Genomic DNA, 26,291 nt, shown 5'->3' with positions numbered 1-26,291 from the left:
TCCGGCCCACTCCGGCTCACCCGGCCTCGGCCCGCTCCGGCTCACCCGCCGCCACCGGGGACCCGCGGCGCGACAGCAGCACGTACGCCGCCACCGCCGCGAACGCCACCGCGCTGAAGGCGTAGACGAACCGGAACTCCACGAACCGGATGGCGAACGCCCCCACCGCCATCGACGCCACGAACGGCAGGTCGATCAGCGCGTCCATCGCGGTCAGCGCCCGGCCCTGCAGCCCGGCCCCGGTGCGGCGCTGCACGAGCGTGGTGGTCGCGACCATGAACATCGGGATGGACAGCCCGACGAAGACGCCGCTCACGCACACGCTCACCACGCTCGTCGGGATCACCAGCAGCAGGCCGAACGCGCTGGAGGCGAAGCCGACGGCCGCCGTGCGCTGCTCGCCGTACCTCCGGATGAGGGTCCCGGTGATCAGGCCGCCGACGATGGCCCCGCCGCCCTCGAACGCGGCGATCACCCCGATGAACGCGGGCGGCCGGTCCAGGCCCTGGTCCACCGCGGCGAACATGGCGGAGTTGATGAGCCCCGCCGCGCCCAGCGCCAGGCCGAGCGCGACGACGCCCGAGCGCAGCTCCGCGTCGCGCAGGATGTGCCGGATGCCGGCGGTGAGATCACGCGTCAGGCGGCCCGGCTCACGTCCGCCCTCGCGCCCGCGTTCGCCGGAGCGCGTCAGGTCGGGTGCGCGCCGCAGCGCCAGGAGCACCAGCACCGACACCAGGAAGGTGCCCGCGTCCAGCACCGCCACCGCGCTCAGGCCCATCGCGGTGAAGAGCGCGGCGCCCAGCAGCGGCCCGACGATCCGCAGCCCCTGGCTGAAGGAGCCGAACAGGCCGTTGGCGTCGCCGAGCAGTTCGGACGGGAGCATCGAGTGGACCAGCCCGCCCCTGGCCGCGTTGAACACCTGGTTGGAGACGCCGTAGCCGAAGGTGACGACGAAGACGATCCACAGGTCGCCCGGGTGCCGCACCAGCAGCAGCGACAGCACCAGCACGGCCGCGACCAGATCGTTGACGATCATCGTCGCGCGCCGGGGGAACCGGTCCACCAGCAGCCCGGTGAGCGGGGCGATGAAGGAGGGCAGCGACAGCAGCACCAGGACGACGCCGGCCATCGAGTCCGACCCGGTCAGGTCCTTCACGAAGATGGCGAGGACGATCAGCAGGGCGCGGTCGCCGAACATGTTGACCGCCTGGCCGAAGAAGAGCAGGACGAACTGTCGGTCACGCAGGAGCCTGCGCATCGGCGCCCCTTTCGGCGTTGGTCGTCTCCTCTGCCCAGCCCGCCTCGACGAGGACGGACAGGAACCCGTCAGCGAAGTCCGTCCCGACGGGCAGTCCGGCGGCGTACCCGGCGTACCGGGCCAGCTCCCCGCGGTCCCGCGCGCCGTCGATGCCGTGCGCCAGCGCCAGCATCAGCGCGTACGCGCCGGAGCGGTCCGCGGCCAGCCGCCCGTCGATCCAGCTCCGCCCGGCGGGACTCGCGGTCTCGGCCAGTCCGCGCAGGTTGAAGGGCCCCTCCCAGGTACGGCGCAGCGGCGGCCCCGCGGGCTCCGCGGGTGCGGGCTCCGGACGGGTGCCGGGAAGCAGTCCGGCGACGTGCGCCGACAGACCCTCGACCCACCGGTGCCGTTCCGGGTCGCCCGGCCGGCCGCACAGCCGGTCCACCCCGTCGAGCGCGCCGAGCGCCACCGTCGTACGGTGCCTCAGCAGCCCGCGCGTCCCGTCCACCGTCCGGTCCGCCGTCCGTCCCACCGCCCCGTCCACCGTCCGGTCCATCGCAGGGTTCGCCGTTCGGTCCGCCGCACGGCCGGTCGTCAGGGCGGTCGTCCGGTCCGCCGGGGGCTCGCCGGGCGAGGGCAGACACTCCAGCAGCCGCGCCGCGGCCCAGCGGATCGCGATCCGCTCCAGCTCACCCCGGGTCTCCTCGCCCGCGTCGGCCAGCACCGCGGCACAGGCTCCGGCGATCGTCGCGGTACGCCGCAACTCCTGGAAGTCCACCTTGTCGAGGGTGTCGGCGGAGCTGTGGTTGAACCGGTCCGGCCAGTGGCCGAGCGTGACGGTGGGGCAGCCGACCGACCGGTCCACCAGCAGGCTGTGGTCGGAGGCGCCGACGAACGGCGTCGCCCGCCAGGCCCAGGTGTCGCAGGCCACCGCGCCCGAGTAGGAGCGTCCGGCCTGCGGTATCTCGCCGACGACGTGCTCGGCCAGCGCGTTGACGAAGCCCGGCAGGTGGTCGGGACTGCGCTCGACGATGAGCGGGCCGCCGCACAGCCGCTGGTCCTGGCCCGCCATGTCCACGTTCACCGCCGCCACCGGCGGAGCGGGCGCGACATCGTGCAGGTAGGCGGCCATGCCGGTGAACTCCGGGCCCCACACGAAGCGGACGGCCCGGCGTCCGCGCCGGAGGCCCGCCAGGACGGCCGCCGCACCGAGGAGGGCGGCGACCCCCGAGGCGTTGTCGTTGGCGCTGGGCCGGGGGTGGCACAGGTGCGCCGACAGCAGCACCTCCTCCGCCGCGGGGTCTCCGGCCCCCCGGGGCTCCCCGGGCAGCAGCGCTGTGACCACGGGCATGGGCGCCGCGCCGTGGGCCCGCACCGTGACGCGCACGCGGTCACGCCGCGCCAGGTCCGCGAGCTGTCCGGAGGTGAGGCTGAAGGCGAGGAGCGGACCGCCCGCGCGCAGCTCGATCCGGCCGGTCCGGCCGGGGCCGGAGACGCGGTCGGTCGCCAGGCCGAGCGCGCCGTACCGGACGGCGAGGTCCAGGGCCGCGGGCAGCGGCAGGTCCGGGTCGTCGTGGACGACGATCGCGCCGCGCAGCCGTTCCGGGTCGTCCGGTCCCGCGCCGAGCCGGACGACGGGTGCCTCGACCCCGCCGGGACCGGTGGACGCCGAGTACGCCGCGAGCGCGAACGGCCGGTCCGGGTAGGCGGTCACACCGGCCAGCTCGGCGTGGACGGGCGTCCACGAGGCGGGGGCGCGGAAGGTCCACCAGTGCCTGCCGCCGTCGGCGGGGAACTCCAGCAGCCGCACGTCGGAGAGCCCCGCCCGTTCCGCGCGTCCGGCGACGTACGCGGCGGCCGCCATGATCCCGTCGGACGCCTGGTAGCGGTCGAACCGGCACAGCTCGGCGACGTCCCTCTCGGCCGCCCCGACGTCGAACCGGGCGTGCACCAGCCCGGTGGTCCCGCCGACGTCCGCCGCCGCGCCCGGCCCCGTCATCCGGTCCTCCCGCCCGCCGCCGTCCCCGTCCACCCGTCTCCGCCCGGTCCCGTCATCCGCCCACCGCCGTCCGGCCGGTCCGCTCGCCGCCGCCCGCGGCGGCCACCGCCTCGCGCAGCGCGCGCCTGCGGGCGGCCGAGAGCGGCACGCTGATCCTCGTCAGCGCGGGACCTCCGGCGCGGTGGCGCAGCGGCCTGCCGAGAACACCCGGCGGGGCGTCACCCTCGACCGTCACCCACGGCAGCGCCGGGTGCCCGGGGTCGGCCTCCCGGCCCAGGTCGCGCAGGGCCGCGACGAGCTCCGGCTTGGCCTCCGCCACGGCGGCGCGCAGCGGGCCGAGGACGTCGCCCTGCTCCAGCAGCCACAGGGCGACCTCCAGCGACAGCGGTGAAACGGCCAGCGGCGGGGCCACCGCGCGCAGGGCTCCGGCGGCGCCGGCGGAGGCGACGGCGAACCCGGCGCGCAGGCCGCCGCAGCAGTACCCCTTGGACACGCTGCGCAGCACGACGAGGCCACGGGCCCGCCTCGTGAGCGGCACCGCGCTCACCTCCGGACCCGCGTACGCCGCGCACGCCTCGTCGACCACCAGCAGGCCGCCGGCCCCGCTCACCGCCTCGGCCAGCTCCAGGACGCGGCCGGGCGGCAGCAGGTCGCCGCGCACCCCGGGCCGCTCGACGAGCACCATCGAGGGCCGGAGCCGCGCCACCAGCTCCGGGGCCTCGCCGTCCGCCGGATCGAACACGTGGAGGGCCGCACCCCGCCGCGCCGCCCACGCGGGCAGGTCGGGATGGGCGTACGGCGTGCACAACAGCGGCGTGCCCGGCGCGACGAGCGCGCTCAGCGCGTTGAGCAGCCCGGTCGTCCCGGCCCCGGTCACGACCCGGTCGGCTGGCAGGTCCGCGCCGAAGTGCCGGCCGAGCACGGGGGCCGCGCGGACGCCTCCGTACGGATCGCCCAGCGCGTAGCGCCGCGCGGTCTCAGCGAGCCCGCCCGGCTCCGCGGCCACCCGCGCCCAGGCCCGGTCGACGGCCTCGCGCACGTACTCCACCTCGTCGGGCGCCCAGCGCAGGTCCACCTGACCGGCGGAAGGCTCCGAGCGCGCGTGGTCGAGCACCGCGAGCTCGGGGCGCGCGGGCGCCACGGCGACGAACTGGACGTACCGGGTGCCGGGCCGTACCGGGGAGCCGGCGGTGAAGTCCGCGTCGGCGCGCACGACGTCGTAGCCGGTCTCCCGGAGCAGGGCGGTCACCTCACTCGGCTGGTAGAGCCGCACGTCGTCGCGGAGCACGGTGACCGTCTCTCCGGAACCCGAACCGGAGTCGGGGTCCGGACCGGAATCCGAACCGGAGCCGGAGCCGGATTCGGACTCGGACTCGGGCTCGGATTCGGACTCGGGCACGGGCCCCGACACGGGCCCGCCGGACCCGGCGCGGCGGGTGACGCGCAGTTCGCCGCGGCTGCGCCCGCTCACCGGGTCGTAGGAGCGCAGGAAGTCGAAGACCTCCCCCTCGGCCTCGAACCGCGCGGCGGGCTCGTAGCGGCTCAGGATGGCCGAGACGTTGGAGTGGTCCAGGATCAGCACGCCCCCGGCCGCGAGGCGCTCGCGCACCCGGGCCAGCAACGCGCGCTGCTCGGCGTCGGAGCCCCAGCCGAACGACTGCACGCAGATCGCCGCGTCCGCCTCCGGGAGGTCCGGGGCGGCCAGCAGGTCGGCGTGGAGGAGCCCGATCCGGACGCCCGCCCGGCCGGCCGCCTCGGCGGCCCGGTCGAGCGCCCAGGCGCAGACGTCGACGCCGACCACCTCGAAGCCGTGCCGGGCCAGGGGGACGGCGTGCCTGCCGACGCCGCAGCCCAGGTCGAGCACCCGCCGCCCGGGGGCGTGTTTCCGGAGGATCCCGGCCAGGTAGGCGACCTCGCCCGCCGTACGCTCGGCGGTGTACTCGTGGCGGGCGAAGCTCCAGTAGTCGGCGGTGAAGTAGTCGGCGTACCAGCCCGTCACGCGGACCGGCCCGTCGGACGGACCCTGGACACGAACCGGCCCGGCACGCGAACCCCCACCGCACGAGCCCTCACCGCGCGAGCCCCCGGCACGCGAACCCCCGGACGGCGAGGTCCAGGTGCGAGGAGGCCCGTCACGCGAACTCCCGGCGCGCGAAGAAGTCGCACACGTCGCACAGGCCGGCCGGATTGCCGGGGACGCCCTCCTGCATGACGTACACGCCCTCGCACACCCGGCACTTGTCCTCCACCAGCGGGAACATGTACCGCTGCATGTTCGCGAAGGCCTCGAACAGGTAGTAGTCGATGCCCGGCCACAGGTCGTAGAGGTGGTCGGCCATCGCGTAGGCCATCGACCTCTCCTGCGGCCCGGTGGTGAACCGGCCCGGCGTGCCCTGACGGTTCAGCTCCGGGGCGACGAGCTCCAGGTAGAGGGTGAGCTCCTTCTTGGGGATCCGGTAGAGCGGGAAGATGTAGCGCATCCCGCCGATCTCCCGGACGGGGATGCCGCCCATCCGGTAGCCGCTCGTCATCCAGGTGACCATGCTGGCGACGAGGTCGTCGGCGTTGAACCCGAAGGCGACGGTGCCCGCGCCGATCCGCTGGGCGTGGTCCTCCAGCATGCGGCGGAGCACCTGGTGGCCGACGACCATCGTCAGGTGGTTCGCGTCGCCCGCGACCACGCTGTTCATCGCCTCGACGAACGGCCTGCGCAGCTTGAAGACCCGTTCGATGTCGGTGGCGTCCACGATGACCTGGTCGATGCCGAGCCCCTCGGCCGAGGCACGGGCCGCGGCGAACGTGGCGGGCTCCTCCCAGTCGGGCAGCCCGGTGATGGTCACGGAGGTCATCGTGAAGGCGGGCAGGCGGTCCCGGGTGCGTTCCAGCAGCTTGAGGAAGGCCACGCTGTCCCTGCCGCCGGACAGCCCGATCACCACGGAGTCGCCCTGCCGCAGCACCTCGCCGCGCAGCACGCTCTGGACGAAGGTCTCCTCCACGTAGCGGACGAACCCCTCGGCGTCGAACTGCTCGACGCGCTGCTCCAGGCGGCCCAGGGTGTCGAACAGGACCGACTTGACGTAGACCGGGTCGGGCGTGCCGTAGACCGTGCGGGCGGGCCTGCGGGTGACGTCGAGGTCGTAGTGGCGCACCTGGCGGACCTCGATGAGGTCGTCCTCCCCGACGATCGTCGTCTGCTCGGGGACGATCTGCCCGTTGCGGGTCGTCAGGACGGCGTTGAGCGGGATGCCGTGCGCGGCGAGGACCGCCGTCAACGGCTGGCCGGGAGCGGCCGCGAGATTTTCGGACCCACCGACTTTGTTGTGGAAGACGACGTGAACCACGGCTTTCTCCCTCGCTACGGAGAGCAGTATCCGCTTAGTATTGCGCCATATACGACATTGTCGTCAAGCGTCTCATCTCCCCCGACCCGCGCCGGTTTCCGAGGCTAGGTGTGCCATGAGTGCTTCCTTAACCGTCGATATCAGCACGTCCATAGAGACCGTTGACACCGCCGAATGGGATGAGGTTGTATCGAGGTCGGGAGCGCCGGTTTTCTACCGGTCCCGTTATCTGCGCGCCTACGAGCGGTTTCCCCTTATCCCGATCGAGGCGTTTTTCTATTTCGTCGTGCGGGCCGGCGGACGTGCCGTCACGGTGCTCCCGGTCACGCTGCTGCGCGGGCTCGACCCGCTCGGCCAGCTCCGCGTCCGATACCCGCTGTCGGGGGACGAGACCGGTCTGCTCAGCCACGTGTGGCACTGCTACGACGCCTGGGTGCCCGGGGAGCCGAACCTGGAGGCGGTCACCGCGGCCATGCGGGAGCTGGCCGCCGAGCGGGGGGCGGCCTGGTACGGCTTCGTCAACGTGCCGCGCGGGTCGGAGCTGGGCGACGGCCTGGTCTCCCTGGGCTTCCCGGCCCGGCACATCGAGGACCGGTTCCGCGTCGACCTGCGCCCCTTCGCCGACGTGGACGGCTACATCGCGAGCGCCAATCCCCGGGGACGGGCCAACATGCGGCGCAACGGCCGCCGGGCCGAGGACGCCGGGGCGCGCAGCGCGTCCATTCCCCTGGCGGAGGCGGACCTCGCCGAGATCGGCGAGCTGTGCGCGCGCACCGCCGCCCGGCACGGTACGGGGTCCTACTACCCGCGGGAGGTCTTCGCCGGGTTCCTCACCGAACTCGGTGACGCCGCGCACGTCATCGAGGTCCGCGAGCGCGGGCGGCTGGTCGGCGCGGCCGTCTGCCTGCGCGACGAGAGCCGCTTCCACGCCTGGGCCTGCGGGGTGGACTACGAGGTCGGCGGCAACTACAGCCCCTACCCGCTGCTCTACCCCCTCTCGGTCGGGCAGGCGCTGCGCGAGGGGCTGACGACCCTGGAGGGCGGCCGGGGCAACCACGTGTTCAAGCTCAGGCACGGCCTCACCCCGATCCCCCTCGACGCCTGCCTGCTCCCTGCCGGATGAGCGCCTTCGCCTTCGAGGCGGTGCCCGGCCGCCCGCCGGAGTGGCCGGCTCTGGCGGCGGACGGGCCGATGTTCGCCACCGAACGGTGGCTCACGGCGATGCGCGGCCGGGTGCCCGGCGCCGCGTACACCTTCGTGCTGCGCGAGGCGGGCGCGACCGTGCCGGCCGCACCGGGTACGGCGGGCGCGGTCGTGCCGGGCGCGGCGCATCCGGCCATGCCGGGTGCGGCGGGTGCGGCGGGTGCGGCGGGCGCGGCGGTGCTCGCCCTCTACGGCACGGTCGTGACCGGCGTGGACCGTCCCGGCCGGGGCGAGGTCTTCGACCTGCCGTACATCCTCGCCGGCGACCCGGCCGAGCTGCCGCTCAGCGCCGCCGCGCGGGCGGCGCGGGCCGCGGGCCCCCCTGAGCCCGCGCCCCCTCGGGACGACTGGTTCCCGCACCTGGTGGTGATGCTGCCGGGCTACGAGTGTCACCCGCTCGGGCCGCTGGCCCGCGACCACGAGGCCCTGGACACCCTGGTGGCGGCGGTCACGGACTGGGCGGCGGACCGGGGGCTGCGGGCCGTCGCGTTCCTCTACCCCCCGCCGGACACCGCGCCGCTCGGGCGGGTCCTGGCCGCCCGGGGGTTCACCGAGGTCCCCCTGGCGTACTCCTGCGAGCTGCGGCTGCCCGGCGACGGGTTCGAGGACTACCTCGGGGCCCTGCCCCGCAAGCGGCGCGGCGAGGCCCGCCGCGAGCTGCGCCTGCTCCGTGAGGCGGGGGTGGAGGTGCGCGCGGAACGGGTGACGGAGCCCGGCGCGGACGTCGTGGAGCTCAAGTGCGGCCACTCGGCGAAGTACAACGGCCGCCCGCCGGACCGGGCGAAGACGGCCGGACGGCTCCGGGACCTGTGCGCGGGCGGGGCGCTGCTGCTGCGCGCCGAGCGCGCCGGGGTCCTGCTCGGCTACGGCCTGTTCGTCGAGCACGCGGGCGTCCGGTACTGCGTGAGCACCGGCATGGACTACGCCTCCGCCGCGGCCCGGCACACCTACTTCGCGACGGTCTTCTACGAGCCCGCCCGGCTCGCCTACCCGGCGGGCGTACGGCGTCTGCACTACGGCCAGGGGAGCTGGCGGGCGAAGACGGCGCGGGGCTGCGAGGCGGTGGAGCTGTCCGGGTGGGTGCTGCCGCTGGATCCGGCGCTGGCCCCCGCCGTGGCGTGGAGCGCCCGCACGACGTCCCTGCTGTCCCCCTGAGCCTCCCGGTTCCGCCCGGCCGGACGAGACCGGGCGGGACCGGACGAGGCCGGGCGGGGCGAGTGTCACGGCGGCCGGCCGTCCGGGGCGCGGAGAGGCGGCCGTACGGGACGCGGAGGGCGGGTCAGTCCCGCCGCAGCGGGGGGAAGATCATGGAGGTCTGCAGTACCGCGTTCTCCCACCGGTCGAGGGTGAGGCCGTACACCGCCATCCGTGCCGCCGCCCGCTTGAGGTCGGTCTTCGGATGGTCCGGCAGGAACTCGCAGGAGAGCAGCTCGGCCAGCGGGTGGGCGGTCCCGCCCGGCAGCAGCGCGGCCAGCTCGGCCCCCGCGCCGAGGCGGGTCAGCCGGGTCAGGCCGGGCGCCGCCTCGCGCCCCTCGGGGGTGAGCTCGTTCCAGACGGCGGCGACCACCTTGGCGCGCAGCCCGGTGAGCACGTCGTCGTACTCCCTGGTCTCCCTGGGGATGCCCGCCTCCAGCAGCGCCACCAGGTCTCGCAGTTCCTCCGGGCCGTCGAGCGGCCTGCCGAGGCCGGGGCCGAAGAACACCTCCGCCTCATGCCGGGAGTCCTCGGGGCTGTCGGAGCTGTGCACGATGTCGAGCATGACGTTGATGCCGCGCAGGTCGCGGCGGATGGTGCCGGGGGCGGCCTCGGCGGGGTCGCTCGCGCCCTTGAGCGCGCGCAGCCGGGTGTGGCTCGTGCCGGGCGCGGCGTCCGCGCGCCTGTCCTCTACCAGCAGGGCGAGGGTGGGTCCGAGGTCGAACACCAGGTCGACCTGCCGGTAGAAGTAGGCCTTCCAGACGGAAGTGATGTTGCGTTCCTGAAAGGCGTCCTGGTTGGGAGGCCGGTGCCACAGGACGTCGTACCGGACCGGCGAGAACCCGTTCTCCTCCAGCATGTCGAGGACGGGGCCGCACAGGTGACGTTCGAGCGCGTCGGGCGGTAGGAGGAACAGGACGGTCCTTTGCCACTCGATCGCGGTCACCGATCACTCACCGTTCCGGCCTCCTCGGTCTCCCGGCCGGTGTCCGTTCCCGGCGGGTGTCGTTCCTGCCGGTCGCGGTTCCCGGCCGGCTCCGGCCGTCGCCGGCCTCAGCGTGTGATCCGATCCCGGTTTCCGGCCTGACTCAGGCCTTGGCCTTCTTCACGACGCGCGGCCTGCGAGCCGTCACGCGGTTACGGTCCATCGGTCAGCCCTTCCTGGGTTTCGCCGTCCTGGGACGGCGGAGCAACTGGTGCCTGCGGTCCATCGTCAGCCCTTCTTGGGTTTCGCCGTCCTGGGGCGGCGGAGCAGATGGTGTCTGCGGTCCATCGGTCACCTCTTCCGGGATGTGGAGACCCTGGGACGGCGGAGCAGATTGCACCTGCGGTCCATGGTCACCTCTTCTTCGACGTGCCCGGCGCGACGGCCCTTGGCCTGCGGAGAAGCTTCCGCCCTCGGTCCACGGTCACTTCCTCTTCGGCTTGACGGTCTTGGGGCGGCGAAGGAGTTTTGCTCTCCGGTCCATCCCTATCCTCCTTTTCGGCCATGGATCACCGCCGAACAGGACAGGAAATGCCCCGCCGGACCGATCCTTGATAAACGAGTTTTTAGGGATAAATCCGTATTAGTCAATACCGGCGATGGCGATGACGAGGGGATCCGTCGCCGTCCGCAGCGCGGCGAGCACGTCGTCCGAGGTCACCGCGCGGATCGCGGCGACCTGCCCGTCGAGCGTCCAGTGCGGGTCGCCGCCGAGCAGCCCGTACCGGCCGTACAGCAGCGCCTCCTCCAGCGACTCCTCGGCCTCCAGCCGGAACAGCCCGGCCGTACGGCGGGCGGCCAGCGCCGCCTCCTCCTCCGTCCAGCCGGGCCCCAACCGCTCCTCCAGCAGCGCCACGGCCGTGTCCACCACCTCGCCGACGTTCTCGGGGGCCGTGGAGACGAAGGCCCGCCACACCCCCGCGTCGCGGTAGGCGTTGGCGAACCCCCACATGTCGTACGACAGACCGCGCCGGTTCCTGATCTCCTCGGTGAGCAGCGCCGAGCTGGCGTCCGCGACCAGGTCCATGAGGACCTGCCAGGCGGGCAGCAGCCGGTCACCGTACGGCACCGCGCGCCCGCCGAGGACCACGCCCGCCGAGTCGCTGTTGAGCGCGAGCGTCCGCCGCCCGCCGCCGCCGAAGCGCGGCCGTTCCGGCTCGGGGAGCGGCCCCGCGGGCGGCAGCGCGGCGAGCGGCCCGCTCTCCAGCGCCCGCAGCAGCGCCCCGGGATCGGCTCCCCCGCAGATCACCGCGGCCACCGTCCCCGCGCGCACCCACCGGGCATGGTGGGCGCGCAGCGCCTCCAGCCCCATCCGGCCGACGCTCCCGGCCGTCCCGCCGACCGGGCGGCCCAGGGCGCCGCCGGGGAAGGCGACATCGAAGAACAGGTCGTGGACCACGTCGGCGGGGTCGGACGCGGCCAGGCGCAGCTCCTCCTGGACCACCCTGCGCTCGGCCTCCAGCACCTCGGCGGTGATGACCGGCCCGGTCAGCGCGCGGGACAGCACGTCCAGCGCGGCGAGCGTCTCGGAGGTGGGCACGCGGGCGTACAGCACGAGGTGGTCCCGGCTGGTGACCGCGTTGGCCTCGCCGCCGAGCGCCTCCAGCAGGTCCACCGGGCGGCCCCCGCCGGGCAGCGGCGCCTGCATCAGGACGTGCTCCAGCAGGTGGGTGCCGCCCGACAGGTCCTCGTCCTCGTATCTGGACCCGGTCAGCGTCCACAGCGTGACGGTCGTCACGCCCGCCCCCGGCCGGTGCAGGATCCAGGCGGGCACTCCGCCCGGCAGTTCGGCGCGGATCGGCTCGGTCATCCGTGTGCCTCCTCACGCATGCCGCCCGCGGCCTTCTCCCCCGCCAGCAGCTCCTCGTCTATCTCGTCGCCGTGGACCAGGACGAACCCGCCCACCGGCGTGTACGCCCACAGCGCCCCGCCGCGCTCGGCCAGCGTGACCCGCTCCGCGCGGTGGTCGCCCTCCACGGGCAGGGCGAAGAGCGGAAGCCCCGCGTCGAGCGCGGCGCGCGGGCTCATCCGGCGCGACACGGCGTCCCAGGCCCGTCTGCCGAGCATGCCCGCGGAGCCGCCGACCATGCCGTTCTGCAGCGCGGTCACCGCCAGGCCGAACGGCCGCCGCAGTCCGCCCACCGCGGTCGCCCGCCGCCACATGCGGCTGGCCCGGACCAGTACCCGTTCGTCCCCCGGCAGGCGCGGCACCGTGAACGGGCTCTCCTCCAGCAGGGCCGCCAGCTCCGCGTACTCGGGCCACAGCGCCAGCTCGTGGACCGCGAGCGCGCAGGACGCCAGCAGCCGCCGCGACGCCCCGGTCAGCAGCACGGCCGCGTCGACGAGGTCGCGGGCCCGGTACGGCTGCTCGAACCGCTCGAAGAGCAGCGCGACCAGGTTCTTGACCACGGGGTCGGCGCAGAGGGCGGGCAGCGCCGTACGGACCGGCACGCCGATCCGGTCGCCGACCAGCGGCGTGGTGCTCAGCTCGATGCCGTACGGCAGCGCGTACGGGTCCTCCGGGAGCCTGCGCAGGCTGAGCAGGAACTGCAGCTCTCCGCCGGCCCGCATGAAGGTCGCCGTGTGCATCGACCAGCCGTCCGCGAGCAGCGTGCCCGCGGCCTCCCAGAGCCGGTCCCGCCGGGGGAACCAGTAGTCCAGGTCGTTCATGTAGCGCACCAGCGCGTCCGGGTAGCGGTCGGCGACCTCCAGGCCCTTGAGCGGCACCGCCTCCGGCCACGCCCGGCCGAGACCCGCCTGCAGGCCGCGGTAGAAGTCCGTCCGCGCCCGCTGCTGCCGCAGCTCGTGCGAGAGTCCCGGCCCGAGGTCTCGCCCCTCCCGCTCCCAGACGCTCAGCAGCGTCGCCACCAGGGACGGCTGCTCGCGGCGGGCGACGTGGAGGATCTCGCCGGGCGTCTCCTCCTGCTGCCCCGTGACCAGGGTCAGCACTTCCTCCAGGTCACCGGACGTCAGCTCGATCACCGCGTTCCGCCTTCCACGCACGCCGGCCGGGGTAGTGGATCTTCTGCCGACTGTGACAGACGGGGATACCTCCGACAAGAGGCGATCGGCCATTGGGGACGGAGCGTCGGCGGATGCCGTCAGATGAGGGATTGACGAAATTTAGTTACATGCTTTTCATGTGAAAAGTCAGGAAATTTCGTGCTACCGCGCCGCCTGATCGGATCCATCGGCACCCGTCCCATCCCGGATCCCTCGGCGCCCGCCTCACCTCTCACACCACCCCCACCCCGCCTCCCACCCCCCAGGAGGAAGCGCATGACGCGCACCCAGCCCACCGACCCGCCCATCGACCTCCTCGCCGCCGTGCAGGGAGAGGTCTCCTGGTTCTGCTGCGGCACGGCCTGGGGGCCGTGCAGCGGCACCGGCAAAGGGGCCTGCGGCACCTGCAACTCCGGAAGCCTGCAGCACGCCTGGCCCAACACCTCCGACGCCTGCTGGTCGATCACCCGGCCCGACAGCTGCGGGGTGTCACTGAGCCGCAGGACCTGCGGCTTCCAGCACCGGATCACCTCGCTGTGCGGCGGCGGCAGCGTCATCACCTCCATCGCCGACTGCGGCCCGCAGACGGACCTGTTCTGCGGCGAGCGGAGCTGCTGCGGCTCGACCTGCGCGAGCAACCGCCTGATCGACCTGACCCCGGCCGCCTACAGCCGGATCGCCAGCCTGTCCACCGGCCTGCGGCCGTGCGAGATCTCGACCCCCTAGGAGGACGACGATGACCAGCAGAAGGCAACTGCTCAAGTCCGCCCTCCTCGGCGGCGGGGCCGGCGTCGTCGCCGCGACCGCGCTGGGGTCGCTCGGGCCGGAGGCGGCGTTCGGCGCCGCCGCCCCCGACGTCGAGCCCGGCGCGCCCGACCCGAACTTCGCCGAGGGCCGCATCCGCTCCGTCAAGGAGGACACCCTCCTCGTTCTGGGGTCGAACATGGTGTTCCACCGCATCAGGATCGTGGACGGCACGAGCCTGTGGAAGCTGGGCCCCACCACCTTCGACCAGGCGAAACCCGGCGACGGTCTCTACGCCCGCGGGGTCCGCATGCCCGACGGCGTGCTGGCGGCCGAGGCGGTGTGGCTCAACATCGTCAACATCAAGGGACACGTCAGGAACATCACCGCCGAGCGGATCCACCTCGACCACAAAGGTCAGCAGGTCCTCTGTCACCGCGTGCCGGGCAGGTCCGTGGCGATCTACTCCGACGCGCCGCCCTCCGGCGACCTGTCGCTGCTGCGCGTGGGCCAGCACGTGCAGGTCATGGGCGCCTGGCGGCCCGACACCAACGAGGTCGACATCGCCACCGTCTTCTCCGCCCACTAGGAGCGACAGATGCAAGGGATCGCCGCGCTGCAGCCGTACGTGATCAGCCTCTTCCTCCTCTGGGCCGCCCTGCTGAAACTGCTCGACCGGCGGACGCGGGCACAGGCCGGGCGGACCGCTCTGGCCAGGCTGGTCGGCCCGGCGCGGGCGGTCCCCGCGCTCCGGCTCGTCGGGGTGCTGGAGCTCGCGGTGGCGGCGGCGCTGCTGCTGCCGCCCGCGTCCCCCGTGGAGGGCGTGGCCGCCGCCGCGCTCTCCACGGGGTTCCTCGGCTACCTCGTCTACGCGCGCCGGGCGGCGCCCACCTCGTCGTGCGGCTGCCTGGGCGCGCACTCGCGGCCCGTCGACCGGCGCGGATTCGTCCGGGCCGGGCTTCTGCTCGCCATGAGCCTCGTGGCGATCGGGGCGGGACCGTACCCGATGGACTCCTCGCTCGTGGCGCTCGGCCTGGCCGAGGCCGTCGCCCTGCTGGGGCTCTCGGCGGAGCTGGACCGCCACTGGCTCACCCCCCTGCGCCGGCTGCGGGTACGGCTGAGCGGGCCGCTCGCCCCGCCCCCGCCCGGGGAGGTCCCGCTGGAGGTCACGCTGCGCCTGCTGTACCTCAGTCCCGCCTACTGCTCGGCGTCCGCCCTGCTCACCTCGGACGTCCAGGACACCTGGGACGAGGACGGCCTGCGCTTCGTGGTCTACGGGGCCGGCCGGCGGACGGCGGTGTTCGCCGCCCCGCTCGGCGGCGGCGACCCGTCGGCCGTCCGCGTCGCCCTCACCGAGGCCCCCGCCCTCACCTGACCGCCTGCCGGACCCTCCGGGACACCGTACGAACGACCGCCCCTCACCTGGTACGGCGGTACCGGGTGAGGGGGCGACGTGGGGGACGACGGCTCCGGGGCCCTTCACCTCAGGCCGTTCCGGTCACGGTGACGACGACCTTGCCGCCCGGGTGCCCCGCGATGAGGTGGTGGATCGCGTCGGGCACGGCGGCGAGGGGATGGACGCTGTCGATCGCCGGGGTGACGGCGCCGGACTCGATGAGCCCGGTCAGCTCCTCCAGGAGCTCGGCGCGCTCCCTGGAGATGAGCGGGAGCAGCCGCTGCCCGGTGAACACTGACAAAAGCGGCGCCCGGAACGTGCGTCCCATGCCCCCGGTGAAGCGGTACGCGACGTGCCCGCCGCCGACGATGACCAGCGTCCCCTTCGGCGTCAGAGCGCGGCGCAGCAGGGACAGCGGCCGGTTCCCGGCGGTGTCGACGACGACGTCGTGGCACGGCCCGTCCCGGTCGATCTCCTCCCGGGTGTGGTCGATGACGTCGCCGGCCCCGAGCGACCGGACGAGCCCGGCGTTCGCCGGCCCGCACACGCCGGTGACGCTCGCGCCGGAGGCCCTGGCGATCTGCACGGCGAACGACCCCACGCCTCCGGACGCGCCGATCACCAGCACCCGCTGCCCCGGCCGTACGCCGGCGGAGTGCCGTACGGCCTGCAACGCCGTCATGCCGGAGACCGGCACCGCGGCGGCCTGCTCGAAGGTGAGACCGGCCGGCTTCGGCGCGAGCCTGTCCTGCCGCGCGCTCGCGTACTCGGCGTACGAACCGCTCTCGCAGGCGCCGTACACCTCCTGGCCCGGCTGGAACCGGGTCACGCGGGCGCCGACGGCCGCCACCACCCCGGCCACGTCACGGCCCCGGACCGCGACCTTGGGCCTGCGCAGCCCGAAGCCCATGACACGCGCGAGGTACGGCCGGCCGGTCATGAGGACCCACACGCCGGGGTCCACCGCGGCGGCACGGACCTCGACGAGCACCTCCTCGTCACCGATGCCGGGGCGGTCGATGTCGCGTAGGCGGAGCACGTCCGGCGGGCCGTACACGTCCTGGACGATGGCTTTCATGACGTTCCTTCCGGGGGGTCCGAGTACTGGAACACGTCGTCGAGCGGGGTGCCGAACACCCGGGCGATCCGGAAGGCCATCTCCAGCGAGGGCGAGTACCGGCCCTGTTCGATGGCGATGACGGTCTGCCTGGTCACACCGATGCGTTCGGCCAGCTCGGCCTGGGTCATCTCGTCGTGGGCGAACCGCAGCGCGCGGATGCGGTTGGTCACGTGTGTCGGCTTCACCATTCGGGAAGGCTCCTGCGATAGACGACGATCTTCGTGATTCCGCCGAGGACCGCCGACAGCACGAAGCAGAGGTAGACCGCGTTCGCGATCCAGAAGTGGTCCCATCCGGCCATGGACATGAGCATCGCCGCGAGCGCGCCGATGACCACGAACGCCTGGCCGGTGTACTCGCCGAGCCGCCCGATCTGCCTGTCGCGGACGTCGACGACGCGCGAGGCCCTCGGGTTGACGATCGCCATCCCGATCTCGGCCACGATCGAGACGACGATGGCCCCGCCGACCGTCCACAGCAGGGCGGCGGTGTACGGCACGTCCGGTAACGGCTCTCCGCCCGCCCCTCTGAGGACGGCCACGACGTACGCCGTGTAGCCGAGCACGGCGACGACCAGCCTGATCCAGGCGCGCTTCTCCACGTGAGTCATGATCGACACCTTCCGATGTACAGAATCTTTGACATCTCGAAGGTAACCGATCTTTGACCCCATGTACAGAATTTTTTACACCGAGCTTCGCCGGTCATCGATGGGCAACCGCTCCGCGCCGATCACCTGCCTGCCGATGGGCTCGCGCGGACGTGAGAAGCCGCCGACTTCCCCGGCCACGTCGGAACCACCACGTCACCTATGAGCGGATGGCAGTAGGGCGGACACACCGCCAGACGGTTCCCGAAGACGGGCCCGGGTTCGGGGCGTGTGGCATCCGGGAGAAGCGAGGACCGGAATCAGCTGTTCCTGATCATCCGCTCGCCGCCGAGTGCCAGCAGAAGGAACATGTCGAACTGGTGGAGGTTGTTCTTGTCCATCCGTTTGATGGCGTCGATGCCGGAACGGGCGGTGTTGATGTGTCCGAGGGCGCTCATCCGCGTGGCATCGAAGGCCGGGTCGTAGTCCGCGACGCCCGCACGATCGTGGGCGCGTCCGGGACGTCCACTTCCCCGATCGCCTCGGCCAGTTCGTTCAGGGCCTCGTCACGCCGATTGACGCTCATGGTCACCATCTTGGCACTTCCCAACGCATTCAGATCGGAGGGCGGGAAAGGCCCGGCCATTCTGACACGGTCTCATCCGGGCCGTAGGGCTGATGGCAAGGTTCGACGATGGAGGACGTCATCGAGCCGGTTGGGCGGAGCCGGCTCGGTTCACGTCGCGCCGGTCAGGCGGGTGAACTCGTCGCGTACGGCGTGGCCGAGCCCGCCGAGGAGCCGGTCGGTACGGCCGTCCGAGGTCGCCGACAGCAGGCCCGCGACGACGGCGGGCGGCAGGTGGGCGAGCACCCGGCAGGCACGCCGTACCGTCATCGCCTCCACCAGGCGGGCCGCGACGGGGACGACGCCGAGCGCGCCGAGGACGGCGGCCGCTACGCGGTCGTCCGCGTGCACCAGGACGGCGGCGGACGGGCCGGTGGGCATCGCGCCCAGCAGCCTGGCCGCCCGTTGCGGCATCATGTGGTCGACCAGCCGCGCGGCGCGCTGCGCCGGCAGCAGCGTCAGCGCCTCGGCCGCCGGGCCCGGCGTCTCCGCCGCGTCGTTCAGGAGCCGTCCGGCGGCGTTCGGCTCCATCGAGCCGAGCAGGGCGGCGGCCTCCCGGCCGGACCGGCCGAGCAGCGGGTTCCCGCCGTCATCGGCCTCCCCCGCCCGGCCCGCGGCCCCGTCCCGCCCTGGTCCGCGCGCGCCGGATCCGCGCGCTCCGGGCCCGCGCCCCGCCTCCCGGGCGCGCTCCGGACCGTGGGCGCCCGCGCCGCGCCGCGCCTCCCGCTCCCGCCCCGGCCCGCGCGCGCCCTGGTCACGCCACGCCTCCCGGTCCGCCCCGTCCGCGGCGGGTCCGCGCTGTTCCTTCCGGTCCTGCCGGTGGGCGCCCTGTCCGCCCCGCGCCTCTCCGCCGGGCCCGTGCGCGCCCTGCGCGCGTCGCGCCTCATGGTCCGGCCGGTGGGCGTCGGGTCCGCGCCGCGCCTCACGGTCCGGGGGACGCGGGTCGTGTCCGCCTCCCGGCTCCCGGTCCTGCCCCCGGCCGGCGCGCCGTTCCTCCCGCTCATGGTTCCGTGGCTCGTCCTCCCGTCCACGGATCCGCGGCCCGTCCTCCCGCCCACGGGGCCGCGGCTCGTCCTCACGCTTACGGGTCCGGGGTCCCGCGGCGAGGATCGCGCCCAGCCGCCGGGCCAGCTCGGCCGCTCCCGTCCGGCCGGCGGGGTCGGCGACGAGCAGTCCGGCGATCGCGTCGGCGAGCGGGCCCGGCCGCCGGAAGTCCGGGGGACGCCCGGAGGTGACCGCCCGCACCGTCTCGATCGGACCGTCGCGGAGGAACGGCGAGTAGCCCTCCAGCGCGCAGAACAGCGTCACCCCCAGCGACCACAGGTCCGACGCCGGTCCCGCCGGATGCCCCTCGATCCGTTCCGGCGCCATGAACTCGACGGTTCCGATCAGGGTGTTGGCCGAGGTGAGGCCGCGTTCCCCGGAGATCCGCGCGATGCCGAAGTCGACCAGGAAGACCCGGTCCCCGGAGTCGACGATGATGTTCGCCGGTTTGACGTCGCGGTGCAGAACCTGCGCGTCGTGCGCGGCGGTCAGTCCGGCCAGCACCTCGCGTCCCACCCGGGCGATCTCCCGCTCGGAGAGGGGCTGCCGTTCGATCCGGTGTTCCAGCGAGGTGCCCTCGATGTACGACATGACGATCCAGGGCGACTCGTCGTCCATGATGACGTCGTAGACGTGGACGACCGCCGGATGCCGGATCCGCGCGGCGGCGCGCGCCTCGCGCAGCGCCCTCTCCCGCCGCACGGACATGTCCTCGCCGTACGGCGCCAGCACGACCTCCTTGAGCGCGACGGACCGCTGCAGCGTCCGGTCCCAGGCGAGCCACACCGTGCCCATGCCGCCCTTGGCGAGCCGGGACCTCAGTTCGTACCGGCCTCCGATGGTCCGTGCCGTCACCCGGGGGCCTCAGTCCTCGTCGGGGAGCAGTTCGACGCCGCCCGAGCGCCCCGCACCCGGCCCCGCGCCCGGTCCGGAACCCGGTTCCGGCCTCCGCACGACGCGGGTGTCGGCCATGCCGCGCAGGGCCTGGTCCTCCAGGGGCCCGTACTCGTCGCCGGACGTGGGCCCGTACGCGCCGGACTCACCGGGCCGGGGGCCGTGCCCGCCGCGCGGGGAACCGTGCTCACCGGGCCGGGGGCCGTGCCCGTCACGCGGGGAACCGTACTCGTCGCGCGGGAAGCCGTGCTCGCCGCGCGGAGGATCGTGCGCGTCGTGCGGATGGCCGTACCCGCCGCCGGACGACGGTTCGTACCCGCCGGACCCGGGGCCGTACCCGTCGTCGTCCCCGGCCCGCTCGACCCGGGTGCCGTTCGGCCCCTGGCGCGCCCCCGTCTCCTCTCCGAAGACGGAGCCGGACCGTGAGGACGTGTCCTCCGGGGACGACCAGATGCTCCAGACGCTGTTCGATCCGCCGGGCCCCGTCGGCCGGGACCGGAGCCGCGAACCGGAGCGGGCGCCGAACTCCTCGCGCACGTTGTCCATCTCGCGGCGCTCGGCGAGCGCGAGCGCCTTCTCGTAGACGCCGGGCCGCTGCATCAGCTTCACCGCGACCGGCAGGCACTCGATGAGCAGGAACAGCGCGAACAGCAGCAGCCGGGCCGCGCTGAGGGTGAAGTCCTTGCCGGTCAGCTCGTTGAGCGCCCGGAGCCGGGTGAGCAGCCCGTCGGTGGCGAGGTTGTCCTCGTCGAAGGACTTCTGGATGCGGGCCTGCTGATCGAGCGCGGCGTCGAGCTGGCGCTGGACCTTGGGCAGGGCCTCCTTGGCGGCGGCGAGCCGTGTCTCCTTGGCCTGTTCCCCGGTGGCGTTCAGCTCCCGCTTGCGGTCCTCCATCTGCCTGGTGAGCAGCTCGATGCGGTCCTTGTCCTTCTCGTAGGCGATCCGGCTCTCCCTCGCGAGAGGGCCGTTGCCCTTCTTGGGGCAGTTCGCACCGCCATAGAGCTGGCACTGCCACTCTTTGTAGTGTTTGTCCGCCTGCTTCTGCTCGTCGGCCCGCCGGGCGGACAGCGCCTTTATCTTCGGGTCCTGTTCCAGGTCGAGGGGGACGTCCCCGCCGGAGGAGATCACCTGCTGGAGGCCGGTCGCCTCCTTGCGGAGCTGTTCGACGCTCTTGCCCGTCGCGCCCTGCGCCTGCTGCACGGTGAAGTCGTCGGCGCGCCGCTGCTTCATCTCGTTGATCTGGGTGTCGATCTCCGCCTTGAAGACCTGCAGCACCAGGGGGGTTGAGATCACCAGGCCGAGCACGATGGCGATGGCGACGCGCGGCGCGGCCATCATCCAGCGGTTCGGTGAGTCGGCCCTGAGGGTGGAGACGAGCCACCGGTCGAGGCTGAGGATGGCCAGGCCCCACAGGAGGGCGACGACGACGGCGAGGACGATGTTGACGCCGAGCGCGCTGTTGAGGGCGAACGTCATCGAGACGGCGGCGAGCACGCTCGTGGTGAGGACGGCGCCCCCGATGCCCTCGAACTTGCCGCGTTCGGTGGGGCACGCCCGGAGGACCTCGGGACGCGCTCCGGAGAGCGCGATGAGAACCGCGGACAGCGTGGCCAGGAAACGTCGCATACTCCTCCTCGGAAAGGAAGTCGTACCGCGCCGGCACCGGTCGGAACGCCGCGGGCCCCCTCGGAGGGGTTATCATAGGCGCCCAATGTCACATTTCCGGATACCCAGCGGAATTTAACCGGAGAAACTCGCGGAACCTTATTCGGATAGCCCGCCATAGCATTCTATAACCGACTAACCAGGATATTGAGGACACGGCGCAGCTGATACGACATATCTACGGAGGACTCCCCGTGCCGGAGCCCGACAGGGACCTGACCAGGAAGGCGATCGCCCAGGCTCTGGCCGACCTCGCCGACACCGGCCACCTCACCGTGGTGGAGGTCGCCGCCGACGGCGTCACCACGTTCCTGCTCCACCGGGACGGCAACGGCCGTCCCCGCGGCCGGAGCTGGTCGGCGACCTGGCCGGACCTCGCGGGCGAGCACGGCTGGGACGCCGACCCGGCCGCGGTCCGCGAGGCGGTGCTCCGCGCGGCCCGCGTCCACCCCCTCTCCCCCGACACGCGTACGGCCCACGTCCACCCGCCCTCCGCCGACACGCGTGCGGCTTATGTCCACCCGCCCTCCGCCGACACGCTCCGTACGGCCCGCGGCGCCTCGCCCTCCGCCGACGTGGTCCTCGTGGCCGCGTCCGCCGACCCGAGGGCCGAGCAGGCCCTCGACTGGCTGCGCGCGGCGCATCCCGCCGCGCAGGTGCTGCGCGCCGACGCCCCGGCCGCCGCGCTGATCCGGGAGGCCATGGCCGACGACCCGCTCACCAGGTCGTACGAGCTGGTCGTCCTCCTCGCCGACCCCGGCACCGGCAGGCTCCGGCTGACCGGAAGGCGGCTCTTCCCCATCGGCTCCCGCCCGGGAACCCGGACCCGGGTCGCCCTCCGCTGCACGGCGCCGGGCGCGCACGGCACCGCGCTGGCCGTGGTCACCTGGCAGGGCCCGGAGCCGCGGCTGCTGTCCGTCCAGTCCGCCCCGATCGCGCCCGGCCGGTACGAGGTGACCGCCGAGCTGGGACGCTCCGGCCGGGTACGGTTCACCGGCCTGCCCGCCCTCTCCCCCGACCCCCGCGACTGGGACCGGCTCGTCGGCGCGCTCCCGGACCGGCTGCCGCCGCGCGCCGGATCGGCGCACCTCGTCTGCGCGGTGGAGGTCTGCGGGTCCGACGACCAGGTCTCGGAACGGCTGAGCCGGGCGCGCCAGATGATCAGCTTCGCCTCCGGAGAGCTCGGCGGCCTGATCCGGGTCTCCCTCCTCGCCTACGCCGCGCACTCGTTCGACCCGTCGGCGCCCGAGCACCCGGTGCGGATCGCGGCCTGGGAGGCGGGCCCCGCCGAGGCCCTGGACGCGCTCGGCGCGCTGGAGGACGAGGGGGCGGTGACCAGGGGATATCCGTACCACCCCCAGGCGGCGCAGCTGGAGGACGCGCTCGCCGTGGTGGCCGGGCGACTCGGCCCCGCGAGCCCGGCGCCCGCCGTCGTCCTCACGGTCGGGGGCCGCCCGCCGCACCCGCCCCGCACCGACCGCTCCAGGATCCTGCCCTGCCCCCGCCGGCACGACTGGCGGCAGCTGGCCGCAGCCCTGCGGCAGCGGCCGGACACCACGCTGGGCGCGATCTGCGACCACGCCGCCGGTCAGGCGCACCCCCTGTGGCACGGGCTCGGCGCGGCGGCGCTGGCCCACCTGGAGGCGGTGGACGTACGCGGGCTGGCCGCCGACCTCGGCCTGACCGCCCCCTCCCCCGTCCGCCTCCCGTTCCCCCTGCTCGACGAGACGGAGTGACGACGCCCATGCAGCCCGATCCGAGCCGGGGACGCCCCGATCACAACATCGCCATGTGGGGCGCCCCCGGCAGCGGTAAGACCACCCTGCTGGCGGCGCTGTACACCGCCCTGACCAGGAGCGACGACGGCTGGAAGATCGTCGGATCCGATCCCGCGTCGTCGGACTACCTGATCGAGCGGACCAACGACCTCCTGCGGGGCAAGGTGTTCCCCGAGGCGAGCATGGCCCTGGAGCGCTACCACTGGACGCTCATCGGCCCCCCTCCCCGGAGGACCGGCTTCTGGGGCAGGAAGTCCAGGCAGGCGGAGCCGCCCCGGATCGGCATCGGCATGATCGACGCCCCCGGGGGACTGTTCGGCACGGGACAGCGTACGGCGGGCGGCCCGAGCGGCCCGGACCCCTCGGAGGACCCCCGCAGGCAGGAGCTGCTGGACAACCTGGAGCAGAGCCGGGGCATCGTCTTCCTCTTCGACCCGATCAGGGAGTTCACCTTCGGGGACGCCTTCGACCACATGTACCCTCCGCTCAACCGGCTCGCCGAGCGGATGCTCGCCACCGGCGGGTTCACCGACGGGAAGCTGCCGCACCACGTCGCCGTGTGCGTCACCAAGTTCGACGACCCCCGGGTGCTGGAGACGGCCGAGGCGCGGGGGCTGCTCACCACGGACGACGACGACCCCTACCGGCTGCCGCGGGTGGCCGGCGACGACGCGCGGGAGCTGTTCCACGAGCTGTCCCAGGTGTCGGCCACCGGCAGCGCCGACATGGTGCTCAAGACGCTCGAACAGTTCTTCCACCCGGACCGGATCCGTTTCTTCGCCACCTCCTCGATCGGCTTCTACGTCGACCGGCGCACGAGGTGTTTCGACTGGGACGACTTCCAGAACATGGTCCCGGGGGAGGCGGACGAGGACTCGCGCATCCGGGGGCAGCTGCACCCGATCAACGTGGTGGAGCCCATGCTCTGGCTGGGACAGCGACTCGCCGCGACCCGGCCGGCGAAGGGGGTCTCGTGACCGGCCGCACGGCGGGGCTCCGGCGCGGGACGCCCGCCGTACGAGCGGGGCTCCGGCACGGGACGCCCGCCGTACGACCAGGGAGGGGAGGCTCGTGACCGGCCACGACATCGGGTTCGAGTGGGCGCTGGAGGGGAAACGGCCCGGCGCCCACAACGACTACGAGCTGCTCTCCTGGAGCGACGACCGCCTCGGGCCCGAGGTCTTCGAGGAGATCAGGAACAGGTACGCCACCGGCCTGTCGGCGGACCTGCCCCAGCTGACGATCGCGGTCGCGGCGACCAGGGAGCGGGAGCGGGTGTCGCGCCACGTCGTGCTCGCGGTCCAGGAGTGGTCCGGGCACCGGGACGCCACCAACCGGAAGATCGCCTACACCCGCTGGTTCTACGTCCCCTACGAGGAACTGGCCGCTCACCGGGTGTCCTACGAGGCGCTCTACCGCGCCCTCGCGCGCCTGCCGGTGACCCCGTACGCCCCGCTGGTCGTGCGGGTGCCGGAGGCCGATCCCGCGGCCTTCGACCCCGGGCCGGACGCGCGGTGCGCCGCCGCGCTGCTGCTGACCGGGCGGCCCGTCTGCGTGGTGGGCGCGGAACGGGTTCCCATGGCCGAACGGCTGCGCTTCCTGGACACCGTCGCCGCCCTCCTGCCGTACGGCATGCGGTCGAGGCTGACCGCGGCGACCTGGGTCAGCAGCACGGCCCGGCACCGGATCAGGCTGTCCTTCGCGCGGCACGCGCCGGAGGACGCCCACGAGGTGCGCTGGGGCCGCGGAACGGAGACCGCCTGGCAGGACAGCCGGGCGAAGGTCTGCCTGGACCTGCTGACCCGGCCCGACGTCCGCGTCGAGGACATGCTGGAGAACCTCGCCCGGATGACCGAGCCACTGTCGTTCGGCCCCGACGACCTTCCGGACGCCGTACGGCTGCTCGAACACTCGGGCTACCCCGAGGAGCAGCTGTCCTCCGATGACGCCGAGGTGGAGGAGGAGGCGGCGGGGTGGGAGCCGGGGTTCCGGGAGGCTCCCGGCGCGGCCCCGGGCTCCGCGGCCGGCCGCCGAGGCGCGGAGGACCCCTGGGCGGAGGAGTCCGTCGCGGCCCCGGGAGCCACGACGGGGCTCCGGCGCGCCGTGCCCGGCGGCGGGGTTCCGGAACCGGTTCCGGCGGGCGGCTCCCCGTGGCCCGGCGCGGCCCCGCGCGCCCTCGGACCCGGCGAGGAGCGGGAACCCGACGAGGCGCGGCACACCTCTCCCGTCAGCAGGCTGACCTCGCTCATCGGCACGCCGTGGAGGCGGCTGAACGGGGCCGCGCCCGCCACGACGACCGCGCCCCATCGGCCGGGCGCCGTGCCGCCCTCGATGCGGACCGCGCTCGGCGGGCTGGAGCGGGCGGACCACGCGAAGCGGTTCGGGCCCCTCTGGAGCCCGCACGGCAGGCTCACCCTGGCCGCCGCGTTCATGGCGCTGGCCGTCACCCTGATCGCCATCGGCGCCGTCGCGATGGTGAGCGCCTCCGGCGACGACCCGCCCACCGAGGAGGGCACCGCCGGGACGGGCCCGGACGTGGTCGTCGTCCAGGCATCGGCCGGGCGGCGCGACGAGTTCGCCAGGCGTCTCGTGGAAGCGGCCGTACGGCGGGCGGGCCACCGGCCCGAGGTCCGGCTGAGCGACGCCCCCGCCGCCGCCGCGCCCCTCGGGGAACCGGCCGTGCTGCTCGTGACGGCCCCTTCCCCGGACCCCGCCCCGCCGGACGGCGCCGCGCCCGAGCCTCCGGCGGACCCGCCCGCGGCGCAGGGGTTCTCGGAGGTCGCCACCATCCCGGTCCCGGACCCGTACGTCCTGGTCTACGACGCCAGGCGGACCGGGCCCGAGCAGGTGGCGGCGGCCCTGACGAGCCCGGACGGCAAGGCCCGGGTCTCGGTGCCCGACACCCCTCCCGACGCCCTCTCCGGGGAGAGCCCCGAACGGTTCCTGCGCGAGCGCCATCCCTCGCTGAAGCCGAGGACCGTCCCGGCGGCCGACCCGCTGCGCGACCTCCGGAAGGAAGAGGTGCTGGCCGCCCTCGTGCCCAGGGAGGTCGCCGGGGACTACTCCCGGTCGGAGGCGTTCGCCGACCCGCCGGGCCGCTCGATCCTCGTGCTGGCCAACGGGTCCGTCGGCCGCGGGCTGCGCGACGCGCTGGGCAGGGTCGCCCGGTCCGTCGATCCCGGCAAGCTGGTGTCGGCGGAGTTCGACACCCCGGCGCGGGCGGCGACCAGGCTGGTCGAGTCGGCCCTGCCGCCGCCCGCCGCCACCTCCCCCACCGCGGGCCGGGAGGACGACCGGGGGGAGGGCGACTGGCGGCTCGCCCTCATCCTGATCATCAGCGGGGGCGTCATCGGGTTCCTGGCCCTCCTGCTGGCCATCCGGCTTCCGTCCAGGATCGAACCGCACTGGAACGCGTCGCATCCGCCGTCCTCACCCGGCTCCAGGCCGGGCGGCCCCTGACCTCACGTCATCCGG

The 26,291-nt window shown here is 73.9% G+C and carries 22 protein-coding genes; 8 read left to right on the top strand and 14 right to left on the bottom strand.

Going from position 1 to position 26,291, the window contains the following annotated elements; translation table 11 throughout:
* Positions 1–16: 16 nt before the first annotated feature.
* The 4 genes from ACFYSC_RS35140 to ACFYSC_RS35125 all read right to left on the bottom strand — a co-directional run bounded on the left by ACFYSC_RS35140 (position 17) and on the right by ACFYSC_RS35125 (position 6,577).
* Positions 17–1,258, bottom strand: a complete 1,242-nt coding sequence (locus tag ACFYSC_RS35140) for an MFS transporter (RefSeq protein WP_389970172.1) — start codon at positions 1,256–1,258, stop codon at positions 17–19.
* The gene (locus ACFYSC_RS35135) at positions 1,239–3,236 is read right to left on the bottom strand and encodes a DUF4910 domain-containing protein (RefSeq protein WP_389970169.1); all 1,998 of its coding nucleotides are present in this window, start codon (positions 3,234–3,236) and stop codon (positions 1,239–1,241) included. The genes ACFYSC_RS35140 and ACFYSC_RS35135 overlap by 20 nt, the downstream gene beginning before the upstream one ends.
* A gap of 52 nt (positions 3,237–3,288) precedes the next feature.
* Positions 3,289–5,235, bottom strand: coding sequence for an aminotransferase class I/II-fold pyridoxal phosphate-dependent enzyme (locus tag ACFYSC_RS35130; protein WP_389970166.1), 1,947 nt, complete (start codon positions 5,233–5,235; stop codon positions 3,289–3,291).
* Positions 5,236–5,368: 133 nt separating this feature from the next.
* Positions 5,369–6,577 (bottom strand): hypothetical protein, encoded by a 1,209-nt coding sequence (locus ACFYSC_RS35125; RefSeq protein ID WP_389970163.1) that lies wholly within the window; start codon positions 6,575–6,577, stop codon positions 5,369–5,371.
* 286 nt (positions 6,578–6,863) lie between these two features.
* On the opposite strand from ACFYSC_RS35125, the gene ACFYSC_RS35120 reads away from it, so the two are divergent.
* A complete protein-coding gene (locus ACFYSC_RS35120) occupies positions 6,864–7,700 on the top strand; it encodes a GNAT family N-acetyltransferase (protein WP_389970160.1) in 837 nt (278 codons plus the stop codon).
* A complete protein-coding gene (locus ACFYSC_RS35115; protein ID WP_389970157.1) occupies positions 7,697–8,935 on the top strand; it encodes a hypothetical protein in 1,239 nt (412 codons plus the stop codon). The genes ACFYSC_RS35120 and ACFYSC_RS35115 overlap by 4 nt, the downstream gene beginning before the upstream one ends.
* A 124-nt stretch (positions 8,936–9,059) precedes the next feature.
* On the opposite strand, the gene ACFYSC_RS35110 is transcribed toward ACFYSC_RS35115, so the two are convergent.
* From ACFYSC_RS35110 to ACFYSC_RS35100, 3 genes are all read right to left on the bottom strand, one after another.
* Positions 9,060–9,920: a nucleoside-diphosphate kinase gene (locus tag ACFYSC_RS35110; RefSeq protein ID WP_389970154.1), complete on the bottom strand. Its 861-nt coding sequence runs from the start codon at positions 9,918–9,920 to the stop codon at positions 9,060–9,062.
* 622 nt (positions 9,921–10,542) lie between these two features.
* Complete coding sequence (locus ACFYSC_RS35105) at positions 10,543–11,769, bottom strand: M16 family metallopeptidase (RefSeq protein ID WP_389970151.1); 1,227 nt, start codon at positions 11,767–11,769, stop codon at positions 10,543–10,545.
* Positions 11,766–12,941 carry a hypothetical protein gene (locus ACFYSC_RS35100; RefSeq protein ID WP_389970148.1) on the bottom strand — a complete coding sequence of 392 codons (1,176 nt, stop codon included), beginning with the start codon at positions 12,939–12,941 and terminating at the stop codon, positions 11,766–11,768. Before ACFYSC_RS35100 ends, ACFYSC_RS35105 begins: the two co-directional genes overlap by 4 nt.
* A 297-nt stretch (positions 12,942–13,238) precedes the next feature.
* Here ACFYSC_RS35100 and ACFYSC_RS35095 point away from each other — a divergent pair, with 297 nt between their 5' ends.
* The 3 genes from ACFYSC_RS35095 to ACFYSC_RS35085 are packed head-to-tail and all read left to right on the top strand — an operon-like array spanning position 13,239 to position 15,081.
* Entirely contained in the window at positions 13,239–13,688 is a 450-nt protein-coding gene (locus tag ACFYSC_RS35095; protein ID WP_362929913.1) for a hypothetical protein, read from the top strand.
* Positions 13,689–13,698: 10 nt separating this feature from the next.
* A complete protein-coding gene (locus ACFYSC_RS35090; protein WP_389970145.1) occupies positions 13,699–14,295 on the top strand; it encodes a cell wall protein in 597 nt (198 codons plus the stop codon).
* Positions 14,296–14,304: 9 nt separating this feature from the next.
* Positions 14,305–15,081, top strand: a complete 777-nt coding sequence (locus ACFYSC_RS35085) for a MauE/DoxX family redox-associated membrane protein (RefSeq protein ID WP_389970142.1) — start codon at positions 14,305–14,307, stop codon at positions 15,079–15,081.
* Between the two features lie 109 nt (positions 15,082–15,190).
* On the opposite strand, the gene ACFYSC_RS35080 is transcribed toward ACFYSC_RS35085, so the two are convergent.
* The 7 genes from ACFYSC_RS35080 to ACFYSC_RS35050 form a co-directional block, all read right to left on the bottom strand.
* Positions 15,191–16,180 (bottom strand): NAD(P)-dependent alcohol dehydrogenase, encoded by a 990-nt coding sequence (locus tag ACFYSC_RS35080; protein WP_389970139.1) that lies wholly within the window; start codon positions 16,178–16,180, stop codon positions 15,191–15,193.
* The gene (locus ACFYSC_RS35075) at positions 16,177–16,410 is read right to left on the bottom strand and encodes a helix-turn-helix transcriptional regulator (protein ID WP_389970136.1); all 234 of its coding nucleotides are present in this window, start codon (positions 16,408–16,410) and stop codon (positions 16,177–16,179) included. Before ACFYSC_RS35075 ends, ACFYSC_RS35080 begins: the two co-directional genes overlap by 4 nt.
* Entirely contained in the window at positions 16,404–16,832 is a 429-nt protein-coding gene (locus tag ACFYSC_RS35070) for a hypothetical protein (protein WP_389970133.1), read from the bottom strand. Before ACFYSC_RS35070 ends, ACFYSC_RS35075 begins: the two co-directional genes overlap by 7 nt.
* Positions 16,833–17,131: 299 nt before the next feature.
* Positions 17,132–17,269, bottom strand: coding sequence for a hypothetical protein (locus tag ACFYSC_RS35065; RefSeq protein ID WP_389970130.1), 138 nt, complete (start codon positions 17,267–17,269; stop codon positions 17,132–17,134).
* Positions 17,266–17,397 (bottom strand): hypothetical protein, encoded by a 132-nt coding sequence (locus ACFYSC_RS35060; protein ID WP_389970128.1) that lies wholly within the window; start codon positions 17,395–17,397, stop codon positions 17,266–17,268. The genes ACFYSC_RS35065 and ACFYSC_RS35060 overlap by 4 nt, the downstream gene beginning before the upstream one ends.
* 150 nt (positions 17,398–17,547) lie before the next feature.
* Positions 17,548–19,335, bottom strand: a complete 1,788-nt coding sequence (locus ACFYSC_RS35055) for a protein kinase (protein ID WP_389970124.1) — start codon at positions 19,333–19,335, stop codon at positions 17,548–17,550.
* 9 nt (positions 19,336–19,344) lie between these two features.
* A complete protein-coding gene (locus ACFYSC_RS35050) occupies positions 19,345–21,000 on the bottom strand; it encodes a DUF4407 domain-containing protein (protein ID WP_389970121.1) in 1,656 nt (551 codons plus the stop codon).
* A 233-nt stretch (positions 21,001–21,233) separates the two neighbouring features.
* Between ACFYSC_RS35050 and ACFYSC_RS35045 the strand changes: the two genes are divergently transcribed.
* The 3 genes from ACFYSC_RS35045 to ACFYSC_RS35035 all read left to right on the top strand — a co-directional run bounded on the left by ACFYSC_RS35045 (position 21,234) and on the right by ACFYSC_RS35035 (position 26,276).
* Positions 21,234–22,775 (top strand): hypothetical protein, encoded by a 1,542-nt coding sequence (locus ACFYSC_RS35045; RefSeq protein ID WP_389970118.1) that lies wholly within the window; start codon positions 21,234–21,236, stop codon positions 22,773–22,775.
* Between the two features lie 8 nt (positions 22,776–22,783).
* Positions 22,784–23,794: a hypothetical protein gene (locus ACFYSC_RS35040; RefSeq protein WP_389970115.1), complete on the top strand. Its 1,011-nt coding sequence runs from the start codon at positions 22,784–22,786 to the stop codon at positions 23,792–23,794.
* A gap of 94 nt (positions 23,795–23,888) precedes the next feature.
* The gene (locus ACFYSC_RS35035) at positions 23,889–26,276 is read left to right on the top strand and encodes a hypothetical protein (RefSeq protein ID WP_389970113.1); all 2,388 of its coding nucleotides are present in this window, start codon (positions 23,889–23,891) and stop codon (positions 26,274–26,276) included.
* The last annotated feature ends 15 nt before the right edge of the window (positions 26,277–26,291 follow it).

It is taken from the genome of Streptosporangium sp. NPDC004379 (assembly GCF_042873875.1).
In the GTDB taxonomy this organism is placed as follows: Bacteria; Actinomycetota; Actinomycetes; order Streptosporangiales; family Streptosporangiaceae; genus Streptosporangium.
The sequence above is the reverse complement of the archived record's forward strand: the minus strand, read 5'-3'. Positions and strand labels throughout refer to the sequence as shown.

What these genes read in the sequence shown, in the direction of transcription:
- ACFYSC_RS35105 (WP_389970151.1), bottom strand. Translation starts at nt 11,769, where the DNA reads ATGACCGAGCCGATCCGCGCCGAACTGCCGGGCGGAGTGCCCGCCTGG.
- ACFYSC_RS35090 (WP_389970145.1), top strand. Translation starts at nt 13,699, where the DNA reads ATGACCAGCAGAAGGCAACTGCTCAAGTCCGCCCTCCTCGGCGGCGGG.
- ACFYSC_RS35070 (WP_389970133.1), bottom strand. Translation starts at nt 16,832, where the DNA reads ATGACTCACGTGGAGAAGCGCGCCTGGATCAGGCTGGTCGTCGCCGTG.
- ACFYSC_RS35085 (WP_389970142.1), top strand. Translation starts at nt 14,305, where the DNA reads ATGCAAGGGATCGCCGCGCTGCAGCCGTACGTGATCAGCCTCTTCCTC.
- ACFYSC_RS35095 (WP_362929913.1), top strand. Translation starts at nt 13,239, where the DNA reads ATGACGCGCACCCAGCCCACCGACCCGCCCATCGACCTCCTCGCCGCC.
- ACFYSC_RS35065 (WP_389970130.1), bottom strand. Translation starts at nt 17,269, where the DNA reads ATGAGCGCCCTCGGACACATCAACACCGCCCGTTCCGGCATCGACGCC.
- ACFYSC_RS35040 (WP_389970115.1), top strand. Translation starts at nt 22,784, where the DNA reads ATGCAGCCCGATCCGAGCCGGGGACGCCCCGATCACAACATCGCCATG.
- ACFYSC_RS35060 (WP_389970128.1), bottom strand. Translation starts at nt 17,397, where the DNA reads ATGAGCGTCAATCGGCGTGACGAGGCCCTGAACGAACTGGCCGAGGCG.
- ACFYSC_RS35050 (WP_389970121.1), bottom strand. Translation starts at nt 21,000, where the DNA reads ATGCGACGTTTCCTGGCCACGCTGTCCGCGGTTCTCATCGCGCTCTCC.
- ACFYSC_RS35075 (WP_389970136.1), bottom strand. Translation starts at nt 16,410, where the DNA reads ATGGTGAAGCCGACACACGTGACCAACCGCATCCGCGCGCTGCGGTTC.
- ACFYSC_RS35135 (WP_389970169.1), bottom strand. Translation starts at nt 3,236, where the DNA reads ATGACGGGGCCGGGCGCGGCGGCGGACGTCGGCGGGACCACCGGGCTG.
- ACFYSC_RS35140 (WP_389970172.1), bottom strand. Translation starts at nt 1,258, where the DNA reads ATGCGCAGGCTCCTGCGTGACCGACAGTTCGTCCTGCTCTTCTTCGGC.
- ACFYSC_RS35115 (WP_389970157.1), top strand. Translation starts at nt 7,697, where the DNA reads ATGAGCGCCTTCGCCTTCGAGGCGGTGCCCGGCCGCCCGCCGGAGTGG.
- ACFYSC_RS35080 (WP_389970139.1), bottom strand. Translation starts at nt 16,180, where the DNA reads ATGAAAGCCATCGTCCAGGACGTGTACGGCCCGCCGGACGTGCTCCGC.